10 protein-coding genes are annotated in these 11,811 nt (G+C 61.2%); 5 read left to right on the top strand and 5 right to left on the bottom strand.

Annotated elements, in window-relative coordinates; genetic code table 11:
* Window positions 1-53 precede the first annotated feature (53 nt).
* Window positions 54-1,361, top strand: a complete 1,308-nt coding sequence (locus tag JQ573_RS07715) for a UDP-glucose/GDP-mannose dehydrogenase family protein (RefSeq protein ID WP_212311011.1) — start codon at window positions 54-56, stop codon at window positions 1,359-1,361.
* 137 nt (window positions 1,362-1,498) lie between these two features.
* On the opposite strand, the gene rfbD is transcribed toward JQ573_RS07715, so the two are convergent.
* Window positions 1,499-2,410 (bottom strand): dTDP-4-dehydrorhamnose reductase, encoded by a 912-nt coding sequence (gene rfbD, locus JQ573_RS07710; protein WP_212311012.1) that lies wholly within the window; start codon window positions 2,408-2,410, stop codon window positions 1,499-1,501.
* Window positions 2,410-2,964: a dTDP-4-dehydrorhamnose 3,5-epimerase gene (gene rfbC / locus JQ573_RS07705; RefSeq protein WP_016841672.1), complete on the bottom strand. Its 555-nt coding sequence runs from the start codon at window positions 2,962-2,964 to the stop codon at window positions 2,410-2,412. Before rfbC ends, rfbD begins: the two co-directional genes overlap by 1 nt.
* Window positions 2,965-3,073: 109 nt before the next feature.
* Between rfbC and rfbA the strand changes: the two genes are divergently transcribed.
* From rfbA to JQ573_RS07690, 3 genes are read left to right on the top strand one after another with little or no spacing between them, the layout of a single operon-like run.
* Window positions 3,074-3,985: a glucose-1-phosphate thymidylyltransferase RfbA gene (rfbA, locus tag JQ573_RS07700; protein ID WP_212311013.1), complete on the top strand. Its 912-nt coding sequence runs from the start codon at window positions 3,074-3,076 to the stop codon at window positions 3,983-3,985.
* Window positions 3,975-5,042: a dTDP-glucose 4,6-dehydratase gene (rfbB, locus tag JQ573_RS07695; protein ID WP_212311014.1), complete on the top strand. Its 1,068-nt coding sequence runs from the start codon at window positions 3,975-3,977 to the stop codon at window positions 5,040-5,042. Before rfbA ends, rfbB begins: the two co-directional genes overlap by 11 nt.
* Before the next feature lie 25 nt (window positions 5,043-5,067).
* Window positions 5,068-5,775, top strand: coding sequence for a hypothetical protein (locus tag JQ573_RS07690; protein ID WP_312011375.1), 708 nt, complete (start codon window positions 5,068-5,070; stop codon window positions 5,773-5,775).
* Window positions 5,776-5,877: 102 nt separating this feature from the next.
* Here the strand turns inward: JQ573_RS07690 and JQ573_RS07685 are convergent, their stop codons facing one another.
* Entirely contained in the window at window positions 5,878-7,122 is a 1,245-nt protein-coding gene (locus JQ573_RS07685; protein WP_212311658.1) for a glycosyltransferase family 92 protein, read from the bottom strand.
* 434 nt (window positions 7,123-7,556) lie between these two features.
* Here JQ573_RS07685 and JQ573_RS07680 point away from each other — a divergent pair, with 434 nt between their 5' ends.
* Complete coding sequence (locus tag JQ573_RS07680) at window positions 7,557-8,546, top strand: hypothetical protein (protein ID WP_249131256.1); 990 nt, start codon at window positions 7,557-7,559, stop codon at window positions 8,544-8,546.
* 106 nt (window positions 8,547-8,652) lie between these two features.
* On the opposite strand, the gene JQ573_RS07675 is transcribed toward JQ573_RS07680, so the two are convergent.
* Together JQ573_RS07675 and JQ573_RS07670 are read right to left on the bottom strand one after the other, a co-directional pair.
* Window positions 8,653-9,576, bottom strand: a complete 924-nt coding sequence (locus JQ573_RS07675; RefSeq protein WP_212311015.1) for a glycosyltransferase family 2 protein — start codon at window positions 9,574-9,576, stop codon at window positions 8,653-8,655.
* 11 nt (window positions 9,577-9,587) lie between these two features.
* Window positions 9,588-11,795, bottom strand: a complete 2,208-nt coding sequence (locus tag JQ573_RS07670; protein WP_212311016.1) for a glycoside hydrolase family 99-like domain-containing protein — start codon at window positions 11,793-11,795, stop codon at window positions 9,588-9,590.
* Window positions 11,796-11,811: the final 16 nt, after the last annotated feature.

Below are 11,811 nucleotides of genomic sequence, written 5' to 3'. Positions count from 1 at the left end.
CCAATTGTGCTAGTGCTAACTCCTCCTCTCCACACTGATCGACGAGCGGATTCATGAAGATTGCAATGGTTGGAACGGGATATGTAGGTCTCGTATCCGGAGCGTGTTTTGCCGATTTCGGCCATCAGGTCGTGTGTGTCGACAAGGACGCCGACAAGATCGAAGCCCTGAAGCGCGGCAAGATCCCGATCTACGAAACCGACCTCGATAAGCTCGTCGAGACCAATACCGCCGCCGGCCGGCTGACCTTCACGACGGAGCTTGCCGGGGCCGTCGGCGACGCCGATGCCGTCTTCATCGCTGTGGGAACACCGTCGCGGCGCGGCGATGGCCATGCGGACCTGAGCTACGTCTATGCTGCCGCCAAGGAGATCGGCGCAGCACTGAAGAAGTTCACCGTGGTGGTGACGAAGTCGACCGTGCCCGTGGGCACCGGCGACGAGGTGGAACGCCTGATCCGCGAGACCCGTCCCGACGCGGATTTCGCGGTTGCTTCGAACCCCGAATTCCTGCGCGAAGGCGCCGCGATTCAGGATTTTCGCCATCCCGACCGGATCGTCGTCGGCACCGAGGACGATCGGGCCAAGAGGGTGATGGGCGAAGTCTATCGCCCGCTCTATTTGAACCAGGCGCCGATCCTTTATACCGCACGACGCACGGCGGAATTGATCAAATACGCCGCAAATGCCTTCCTCGCCACCAAGATCACCTTCATCAACGAGATCGCCGATCTCTCCGAAAAGGTCGGGGCGAACGTACAGGAGGTCGCGCGCGGCATCGGGCTCGACAACCGGATCGGAACCAAGTTCCTGCATGCCGGCGCAGGCTATGGCGGCTCGTGCTTCCCGAAGGATACCCGCGCCTTGTTCAAGACGGCGCTCGATCACGACGTCCAGCTGAAGATCGTCGAAGCCACGTTGACCGCGAACGACAACCGCAAGCGCGCGATGGCGCGCAAGGTCGCCAACGTGCTCGGCGGCGAGCTGCGCGGCAAGACGATCGGCGTGCTCGGCCTGACCTTCAAGCCCGATACCGACGATATCCGCGAGGCACCGTCGATCCCGCTGATCAACGGCCTGATCGACTTCGGCGCGAGCGTTCGCGCCTACGATCCGGTCGGCATGGAGCAGGCCCGCAAGGAATTGCCCGAGATCGCGTACTGCAAGGACGCTTATGAATGCGCTCACCAGGCGGATGCGCTTGTCATCGTGACCGAGTGGCGTCAGTTCCGCGCGCTCGATCTGAAGCGCATCAAGCAGGAGATGAAGCATCCGGTCGTCGTCGACCTGCGCAACATCTACCGTCCGGACGAGATGGCCGCGCACGGCTTCACCTACGACAGCATTGGCCGGCCGCGCTAAGCGGCCGCGCCGGCGCCGTCTAACCCAAAGCGCGATGAGGTTGAATCCTCATCGCGCTTTTTGCTTGTTGTCTCACGATCAACTCAGCGCAAACGCCTGGCATTTGCCGCAGGAAAATCCGCTCCGCACTTCGGGCTCTAGGCGTGGGCGAGCGCGCCGAGCTGGACATACGAGTCCAGCTCGCGTGCGAGCGCTTCCTGCCACGTCGGCATCGCGACCCCGAACTGCGTCTTGAGCCGCGTCAGATCCAGCCGTGAATTGCCCGGACGTACCGCTTTGGTCGGGAAATCGGCCGTCGCGATCGGAACGATGTTGTCGACCGCGAGCGTGACGCCACGCGACCTCAGCCCGCCGACAATGGCGGTTGCAAAGCCGTGCCAGCTGGTTTCGCCAGCGCAAACGAGATTGACGACACCGCCCTTGCGCGCGAGCTGATCGTGCAGCGTGGTGATATTCGGCAGGACGATGCCGGCGACCGCGCTCGCAATCGCCCGTGCCGTTGTCGGCGCGCCGACTTGATCGGCCACGATCCGCAGCTCCTTACGCTCGCCGGCGAGCCGCGCGATGGTGCGCAGGAAATTGGTGCCCTTTGCGGCATAGACCCAGGAAGTGCGCGCGATCAGATGCGCCCCGCCCGCCGCCTGGATCGCGACATCACCGGCAAGCTTGCTTGCGCCGTAGGCCGACAACGGTTCGGTCGGGCTGTCCTCGCGCCACGACCGGTCGCCCGAACCGTTGAAGACGTAGTCCGTGGAGAAATGCACCAGCGGCACACGGTTCGCCGCCGCCCATTTCGCCAGCGCTTCGGGTCCCCTGGCGTTCACCAGGAACGCCAGCTCGCGCTCGTCCTCGGCGCGATCGACGGCCGTGTACGCAGCGGGATTGATGATGAGATCGGGCTTCAGTCGCTCAAGCTCGCCCGTCAACATCTCCGGCTTCGCGAGGTCGAACTCCGCGGTCGGCGGCGCGATGATGGTGCCGTGGCCTTCCAGCAGAGGCTTGAGCGCACTGCCGACCTGGCCGCGCGTTCCCGTCAAAAGAATCCGCATCAGATTTGTCCATAGGTCGGAAGATTGCTGGCGTCGGCGAGCAGCGGCGCATCCGCATCCTTGGCCGACAGCTGTGGCTTATCGACGCCCCATTTGATCCCGATCGCCGGATCATTCCACCGGATCGAGAGCTCGTCCTTGGGGCTGTAGAAATCATCGCACTTGTAGAAGAAGTCGGCGGTTTCCGAGAGCACCACGAAGCCGTGGGCAAAGCCGCGCGGCACCCATAGCTGACGGCGGTTGTCCTCGCTCAACTCAACCGCGACATGCTTGCCGAAGTTCGGGCTGCCGACACGCACATCGACGGCAACGTCCAGCACCTTGCCGCGCAGCACGGTCACGAGCTTGCCCTGGGTGAGCGGGTTTTGCAGATGCAGCCCGCGCAGCACCCCATAGGCCGAGCGGGACATGTTGTCCTGCACGAAGGGACGCGTGATGCCGTGCTCGACATAACGGGGCGACTGGTAGGTCTCGAGGAAAAAGCCGCGCTGGTCGCCGAACAGCTTCGGCTCGACGATCAGAACTTCAGGAAGCTCGGTCTTGATGACGTTCATTTAACATTTGTTCCAGTTTGACGCGCCCGAAATGTTAATTTCTCCCTCATAACAAACTTGTGCAGCGCACGCTATATGTTATGTTCTGATAATCAAATTGTGAGGGACCATGAAAGGCATTATCCTTGCCGGTGGCACCGGCTCGCGCCTCTACCCCGTGACCACCGTCGTCTCCAAGCAGCTGCTGCCCGTCTTCGACAAGCCGATGATCTACTATCCGCTGTCGACACTGATGCTCGGCGGAATCCGCGATATCCTGATCATCTCCACGCCGCAGGACAAGCCGCTGTTCCAGCGCCTGCTCGGCGACGGCAGCGAGATGGGCGTCCGGTTCGCCTATGCCACGCAGGAGACCCCGCGGGGCCTCGCCGACGCCTTCATCGTGGGACGCGAGTTCATCGGCGATGACTCGGTCGCCCTTGTGTTAGGTGATAACATTTTCTACGGCCACGGCCTGCCGAGCATGCTGTCGGCCGCCTCGGTCCGCAAGAAGGGCGCCACCGTGTTCGGCTACGTCGTCAACGCGCCCGAACAGTACGGCGTGATCGAGCTGGACGGCACCGGGCGGGCGCTTTCGATCGAGGAGAAGCCGAAGCGGCCGAAGTCCAACGTCGCCGTCACCGGTCTCTATTTCTACGACAATGACGTGGTCGACATCGCCGCCGGCATCAAGCCATCGCCGCGCGGCGAGATTGAGATCACCGATGTCAACAAGGCCTATCTCGAGCGCGGCGATCTCTATGTCGAGGTGCTCGGCCGCGGCTTCGCCTGGCTCGACACCGGCACCCATTCCTCGCTGGTCGAAGCCAGCCACTTCGTCCAGATCCTGGAGCAGCGCCAGGGCCTGCGCATCGCCTGCCCCGAGGAGATCGCGCTGCGCCAGGGTTACATCTCGCTGGAAGCCTTCGCGAGGGTGGCACAGAAGACCGCCAAGAGCAGCTACGGCGAGTATCTGCTGTCGGTCTACCGCTCATTCCATGGTCAGCCCCGCACTGCCGAGGTATTCAAACATGCGGTTTAAGGGATCGACGATTTTCGTCACCGGCGGCGCGGGCTTCATCGGCTCCGCCGTGGTCCGGCACCTGCTGCGAGACACCCACGCCCGCGTCGTCAACATCGACAAGCTGACCTATGCGGCAAACCTGGCCTCCTTGCCCGGCTCGACCGAGAGCCTGAACTACACCTTCGAAAAGGCCTGCATCTGCGAAGCACAGGTGCTGCGCCGGCTGTTCGAGAAATATCAGCCCGATGCGGTGATGAATCTCGCCGCGGAGAGCCATGTCGACCGCTCGATCGACGGCCCCGGCGAATTCATCCAGACCAACATCGTCGGCACCTTCACGATCCTGCAGGAGACGCTGCGCCACTGGCGTACGCTGTCGCCCGAGAAGCGCGACCAGTTCCGCTTCCTGCACATCTCGACCGACGAGGTGTTCGGGTCGCTCGGCGACGAAGGCCTGTTCACCGAGACCACGGCCTATGCGCCGAACTCGCCCTATTCGGCCAGCAAGGCATCGTCCGATCATCTGGTGCGCGCCTGGCGCGAGACCTACGAGCTGCCGACCCTGGTGACCAACTGCTCCAACAATTACGGCCCCTATCACTTCCCGGAAAAGCTGATCCCGCACATGATCATCAAGGGGCTCGCCGGCGAGCCGCTGCCGGTCTATGGCGACGGCCAGAACGTCCGCGACTGGCTGTTCGTCGAGGATCACGCCAAGGCGCTGACCTTGGTGCTGGAACGCGGCGAGGTCGGCGAGACCTACAATGTCGGCGGCCGCAACGAACGCACCAATTTGCACGTCGTGGAAAGCATCTGCGACCTGCTCGACGAGGTCACGCCGGCTGCGGCCGGCCCGCGGCGCCAGCTGATCAACTTCGTTGCCGATCGGCCCGGCCACGACCGCCGCTACGCGATCGACGCCACCAAGCTCGAAACCGAGCTCGGCTGGCGCGCGGAGGAGAATTTCGAGACCGGCATCGCCAAGACAGTGCGCTGGTATGTCGACGAGCAACCCTGGTGGCGCGCGATCCTGGAGCGCGGCTACAAGGTGGAGCGCGTCGGGCTGAACCAGTAATCGTCGCTCTCTCCAAGCCATCGGCGTGGACAGCGAACAGGAAGCCGGCAAGCGCGATGACGATTCAACCGGATCTCATCGCGGCTTGACGAGCCGCGACCGCCTTCCGACGGTGGATTGGCAACCACCCGCCACACATCAAATCGAGAAACCAAGGGATCCCGCCATGAACATCGCAATGGACGGTCAGGAACAGACATTGTTCAAAAGCTTCGTGGATCTCTCGACGCGCTTTCTGGAATTCGGGTCGGGCGGCAGCACCTGGCTCGCCTGCCAGACCAAGAAGGAGTGGGTCATCTCCATCGATTCCTCCTCGGAATGGCTCTCCAAGGTCGCCGACGCCACGCGCGGTGCGAGCACCCAGCCACAGCTGCTGCACGTCGATATCGGCAAGCTGCGCGAGTGGGGCTACCCGGTGGAGAAGGAGAAGGAGAGCTCCTGGCCCGACTATCACGAACGCATCTGGGAGCGTCCGGAAAGCAGGACTGCGGACTTGTATTTCGTCGACGGCCGGTTTCGCGTAGCCTGCTTCGTGCAGTGCGTGCTGCACGCCGCGCCGGGAGCCTTCATCGCAATTCACGACTTCGAGAACCGTCCCCACTACCATTCGGTACGGACGGTCGCGCGGGAAATCGCGCGGGCCAACAACATGTCCGTCTTCCAAAGGCCGCCAAGGATCGACGTCGATGCCGCACAGGCCCTGCTCGCGAAATACCGCCTGGAGCCGCTATAGCCGACCAGAGCCTCTGTAGCCGGCCGCTACGGTCGACGATCGGTTCAACGCACGAAACAAAAGGGCGCGCCAATTGGCGCGCCCTTCTTGTTTCCCCCGGATTCAGCTCTGGACCAGCTTCTTCAGCTCCGGCAGAAACCGCTGGATCGTCGCGTCTTCGATATCGTTGCGATCCCGCAATGTGAAGAACTCCATCGCGCGGATCTTCTCGGGATCGCCATCGGCCAACGGCCTGCCGCGCTCACGCTTCTTCAGCAATTGTTGCCGCGACTTCGTGTAGTAGTGATTGATGACGAGCTTGTCCCGCTTGGGAGCCGTACAGCGCCCGCCGATCGGGAAAACGGGCGTGCCGTCTTCCTGGACGTAGCAGCCCAGAACGAGCGATTGATGGGGATGCAGGTAGGACACGATGGTGTCCGGCCGAATGATCGACTTCATGATGAAATGATCCGGGAAGTCGTCCGGAGCGCGACGCGTGAAGGACTCGATGCACAAGCCGGCCGGCTTCGCGTCGTGACCATTCGATCCGAAGTTCAGCCAATGCACCGCCACCGCCGGCGCTGATCCAACCTCCGCCAGGACGTCCTTGATGTTGCCGGCCTTGGTCGGAAACAGGTACTCATCGGCATCGATGAAGGCGCACCATTCCGAGCAATTGCGATAGCTGTCGATCGCATGAGAGAACGCGCGCATCTGGCCAAATTCCCCCTCCACGAAATGATAGGTGATCATTTCGGGCCACGGGAAGGATTCGATCACGTCGCGCGTGTTGTCGGTACTGCCGTTGTCATAGAGGTAGAAGTGATCGACTCCGACCAGTCTGTGAAAGTGCAGCCATTCCAAGAGGTCGTCGCCCTCGTTCTTGATGGCGCACACGGCGGCCAGGCCGTGCTTCTTCCGATCGACCCCGACATAGAGTTTCTTCGCCTCCATCACGCGCAGGAGGCCGGCAAACTCTCGCCGCAGATTTTCACTTTTCGGGGCCGCAGCGAGCGCGGAAAGATAGACATCCTGCGCCTCTTGGGCTGATCCCATGTTGAGATCCGCGATCGCAAGGCGATGCAACACCCGCGAGTCGGATGGCAGCTGCTTGACGAGGTCGAGAAGGATTGCACGCGCTCCGGCGAAATCACATGCCTGCACAAGCGCTGCCGCCTTTGCAAACTGGAATTCCTTGTAGTGGCCGTATTGCTGCTCCAACTGCTCGACCGATTGGATGAGCTCGTCGGGCTTCGGATTCGCGATCCGCCCGGAAAAGAAATCTCTAAGCCTTGTCTCGATCTCACTTGCTGGAAGCGTATCGAGATTCACGCCTGAGCTGAAACTAGACAATGCAGGAATTTCCATGTCCAACCTGAGCCGCTCCCCACGAGATCAACAAGCAATTACCATTGGTTCGCACCACGAATTCCCTATTAGCGCACTTATCCTACAAGAATAAGGCTATAACACGCAGCGCTCACATTTTAACTGTTGTAAGGTTATTTCGAGGAAAATCAATACAATAGAGCAGAGGGGCTTACTGTCATTTGCACGAAACCGTCGCACCGGACGGGAACGATCGGAGATCGCCAATGGACAATGGGAACGAAGCAGTCCGTAAGCCGTTCGCGCTTACAAGACGGATGTTTTTGACATCGTTATCCGCGAGCCTCCTGCCCGGCTCGCTCAGCGTGCTGGGTTCCGGCCATCCTGCTGCGGCCGCGGCAGCTTCCCGGCCTCTGGTCGGAGCAATCCGATGGGACGCCTGGTATTCGCCGGGCTCGCAGCCGACGGAAGCCATGAAGCAATCGCTCGGTCCCGAAAAATATCGTTGGCGAACGCCCTTCTTCGGAACGCAGATGAACCGCGATCCCAACGCGCTTGATTTTTCGGCTTCCATCGTGGCCGAGATGGACAAGGAGATCGACCAGGCCATCTTTGCAGGACTGGATTATTGGGCGTTTGCCGCCTACGGCGCAAACCACCCGATGTCGAAAGCCCTGTACGCGTTCAGAGCCCGGCCGAAGGCGGCCGAACTGAGATACTGCATGTTCACCGAGCTCGGGCGATGGGGATCGGCGGCCAAGCTATCCTCACTGCCCCAGGAGCACATCGGCCTCATGGCGGACAAGAACTATCTGAGGGTGGAGAATGATCGGCCGCTGTACTTCCTGGGCTTCATCAAGGGTGCGGATGTGCAGCGAAGCTGGGGCGGTGTGCAAGGTCTGCGCGCCCAGCTCGGCAAGTTCAAATCCGACGCGAACGGAGCCGGACTTGCCGATCCCTACATCGTGCTGGCAGGAGACACGAAATTCCTGAGCCAGGAGGCCGCCAATCTGGGCGCTGACGCGGTGGGGTCATATGCGATCACAACCGGCAACGGCCGCGGCAGCTTTGCGGATCTCGCGAAGTATGCCGAAAAGGGCTGGAATGATCTTTCCGCAAGCCAGGTCCCGGTGGTGCCCACGGTGATGACCGGATGGGACAGGCGCCCGCGCATCGAACGTCCGGTCCCCTGGGAAAAGTCGCAGCGTCCCGGCGATGGCGTCGCCAATTTCTATGCAGCGCCGACGAAGAAGGAATTGGCCGGCCATCTGGCGCAATCGATCAGCTGGGTGAACAGCCGTGCGCCCGATCGTCGGGCCCCCGCGGTGCTGATCTACGCCTGGAACGAAAATGACGAAGGTGGCTGGCTGGTCCCCACCGTGCCCTGCCAGACCGATCGCCTGGAAGCGCTGCGCGAAGTTCTCAAGACGACCGCAAAGACGGCGTCGAAAAACCTCTGCTAGGTCGGTTCTAAAGACGTGTGTCGCGGCCTGCGTGAAGCCGCGGCGCACGCTCAATCAGGGCTCCGTTCCGATTGCATTGGAACGGACAAGGCAGGCTTGCCCTCGATCAGCGCCAGCGAAGCGGCCTGGTGCGATCGTTCGACTCCACCGTCCTATGCTCCGGATGATAGGGCGCGTAGATCTGCTTGACCCAATAATTGAAGTTCGGGTGCAGCTTCACGAAGTCATAGAACGAATCGCCGAAATTGGACGGGCTGAGGCAGGTCTTGTTTTGCGGCCGCGACGAGATCGCATTCAAGCAGTACGACTCCATGCAAGCCTTCGTCTCGCTCTCCGCCACCTTGCTCAGACTTCGGAAGCTGTTGGTCGAGTGAAGTCGATACAGATAGCGATCGGTCTCGAGATAGGTCGGCTCGACCTTGGTGACGGCGCGCAGGGCGAAGTCCCAGTCGTGACAGTATTTGAGGTCGGCGAGCCAGCCCACCTGCCGCAGCAGCTCACGGCTGAAGACGAAGTTTCCGGTCGACGCGGCAATCTGGGAATCCAGGAACGTCCATGATAGCGGCGCACCTGCGATCTGGGCCCGATCGATTGCATAGCGCAGGCGCGTGGGAAACTGGTAGTTGCTGATCGACCTGCCGTGCTCGTCGATCGGCTCGACGGCCGAGAAGCCGAAGAACAGCCGCTCATTGGCATATTGATCCGCGAACTGCCGAACCCGCTCCGTCGAAAAGGCATCGTCCGAGTTCAAAAGGAAGATCATGTCGCCGCTCGTCAGCGACAATGCCCTGTTCCAGGTGTAGTGGGCGCCGAGGTTTTGCGGGTTCTTGAGCAGCTTGCAGGAGACAAAGCGCTTTCCGAACGACCGCTTCTTGATCACCTTCTGCGCGACTTCAAAACTCTTGTCCGGCGAGTGGTCGTCGACGATGACGAGCTCGATGTCGGCAAAAGTCTGCTGATAGACAGTCTCGAGGCATTCCTCGAGATACTGCTCGTGCTTGTAGCACGCGATGACGACACTTGCGAGCATCGGCCGCGACCTCAACGTCTCACGATGATCGAATGGCGGGACCGCACCAGCGCGCTGGCGCCGTCGCCGACCTCCAGGACCGCGAGCTGATATTCACCATCCGGCAAATCCCGAATCGAGAAGGACAGCTGGAAGCCGAAATAGCAGTCCTTGCTTTCGGCCTTCATATACTCCTTCACGTCCACGCGCTCGTGCCAATCAACGATCAGGCAGTACCCGCTATTGACCGCGCTATCCGGCGCAAACGCCGACAGCACCAGGAATCCCGTTCGTTGCCGGCTTGCTTCGAACGTATTGCCCGCGCAGATCCATCCCCGCACCAGTATCTCGAAGCGCGGATCAACGATCACCCGCTCGCCCGTCTGCGAATTGATGTTCTCGATGACCAGCAATGAACCTGCCGGATTGTCGGACGCGCCTTCTGCCTCGACCGGCGTGCCGCTTCTGACGCGCTGCACGCCCGAATGAGTGAGACCCGATCGGTGCAGGTTTGCCAGCACTTCGACATGCGTCGAGGCTTCCTTCACCGCCCACTCGAGCTCCTGCCTGCTCAGGCAATCCAGCAGATCCGGGCTATTCCGGATCTGCGCCGAAATCGGCTCGGCCGAAGCCACCCTTCGCACGACGTCGAGGAATGCCCGTCCGTGACGCGAATCCGGCTCGAGATGAGCCCCCTCTGCCCACTCGTTCCAGGAATTGATGAACACCAACGACTCGGAGAAGCTGTTGCCCTTGGCGCGCAACGTCGCGTCGCGAAGCCAGACCTCAAACGCCTCCGGACTGGACCTGGTGAAGACGTGACCGCGCGCGCCCTTGCGAGGCGTATTGTCCCAGCGCGGCATCACGGCAGGAAAGAACGGGAAATCGTAGGTCTTGCCGATCGACGATCGCATCGCATCGACGTAGTCGTACACCTTTCCGGCGAAGGTCGGCGGCGCATCGACTTCGGCCGGCGGCACCTCCCGCGTCGAGACTGTGTGCGGCGGAAACTCAATCGCAGCATCACAATTGACGTCACGCGGATCGAACTCTCCGAAGGTCATCGCATTGCAAATCAGCAGCTCGCCGATTCCAAGCTCTCTGGCCCTCTCGCGCCAGATCTCGAACAGACGCTGCTTGTCCGGCAACAATGACGGCCTGTAGACGACGATGATCTTTCGACCATCGACAGTGATGTAGCGCTCATCGAGCAGCAGGTCGGCCATGTCGTCGATAAAGCGGACATCGTCGTCGAGCGAGTGATTTTGTCCCAACAGGAGCTCGGCATCGGAGCCGTCCCACCGGCGGGACCAGTTCTCGTTTGCCCAGCAGAGGCAGAACGGCAGGTTCGGCTCGCCGTCCTCGAGCAGCAGCTGAAGCGGCTTTTCCAGCAGCCTTCGCCCCTGAAACCAGTAGACGTAGTAACAAAATCCATCGATGCCGTATTTGCGCGCGAGGTCACCCTGCTGACGGCGCGTCTCCGGCAGACGGACGTCATAGAATCCAAGATCGGCCGGCAACCATGGCGATTCGTGAGCCGGAAACTGGGCACGCATGCGCGCGACATTGGTCCACTCGGTGAACCCCGGTCCCCACCACCTGTCATTTTCTTCAAATGAATGGAATTGCGGCAGGTAGAAGCAAATGTAGCGCACCTCTTTGGTGGCGGCGGCCGCCGGTCCGGCGATTGTCCTGTTGTCGTTGTTCGGAAACAGCAGATCGTCGTAGTCTTCGATCGAGAAGCCTAACGCTACGACCACTTCGCTCGGCGTAAAATTCTCGAACAGCGGTATCTCGTAGTATTCGCCATCGTTCAGGCTGATGCGCAGATAGATCTGCGCATGCTTGGGCTCCACGAGCGTGTTTCGCAGGGCGCGCGCCAGCCGACGGCGCACACCCGGCGTGGATAGATCGATCCGGAATCCGGGACGTCCAATCACGCTCCGCGGACCGATGCGGGCCGGCATGGATCGGCCGGTGCGTCCTTCTTCGACACAGTGGGAAGCGACAAAGAGCGCTATCGAAACCGTTGAAGCTGGCGACTGGGCATCGACAATCCAGCCTGAGATTCCCCGCCCTGAATATTCGAGGATCGCGCCACGCAACCGCGATCCCGACTGGAGATCGCTGATATCGGGATCCAGGAACAGGCTCTGCGGATGATCTTCCTGTTGAACCGGACTGGCAACGGGCAACATATCCTTCGTATCCCTGACGCTCCGTTCGACCATCTTGTTCATTGCCACTCAATCTCCT

Origin of the sequence: Bradyrhizobium sp. AUGA SZCCT0105, from assembly GCF_018129565.1 — a bacterium.
Lineage (GTDB): Bacteria > Pseudomonadota > Alphaproteobacteria > Rhizobiales > Xanthobacteraceae > Bradyrhizobium.
The sequence above is the reverse complement of the archived record's forward strand: the minus strand, read 5'-3'. Positions and strand labels throughout refer to the sequence as shown.

Excerpts from the sequence above, each read along its gene's own strand:
- rfbA (WP_212311013.1), top strand. The coding sequence starts at position 3,074 with ATGAAAGGCATTATCCTTGCCGGTGGCACCGGCTCGCGCCTCTACCCC.
- JQ573_RS07670 (WP_212311016.1), bottom strand. The coding sequence starts at position 11,795 with ATGAACAAGATGGTCGAACGGAGCGTCAGGGATACGAAGGATATGTTG.
- rfbB (WP_212311014.1), top strand. The coding sequence starts at position 3,975 with ATGCGGTTTAAGGGATCGACGATTTTCGTCACCGGCGGCGCGGGCTTC.
- JQ573_RS07685 (WP_212311658.1), bottom strand. The coding sequence starts at position 7,122 with ATGGAAATTCCTGCATTGTCTAGTTTCAGCTCAGGCGTGAATCTCGAT.
- JQ573_RS07675 (WP_212311015.1), bottom strand. The coding sequence starts at position 9,576 with ATGCTCGCAAGTGTCGTCATCGCGTGCTACAAGCACGAGCAGTATCTC.
- rfbC (WP_016841672.1), bottom strand. The coding sequence starts at position 2,964 with ATGAACGTCATCAAGACCGAGCTTCCTGAAGTTCTGATCGTCGAGCCG.
- rfbD (WP_212311012.1), bottom strand. The coding sequence starts at position 2,410 with ATGCGGATTCTTTTGACGGGAACGCGCGGCCAGGTCGGCAGTGCGCTC.
- JQ573_RS07680 (WP_249131256.1), top strand. The coding sequence starts at position 7,557 with ATGAAGCAATCGCTCGGTCCCGAAAAATATCGTTGGCGAACGCCCTTC.
- JQ573_RS07715 (WP_212311011.1), top strand. The coding sequence starts at position 54 with ATGAAGATTGCAATGGTTGGAACGGGATATGTAGGTCTCGTATCCGGA.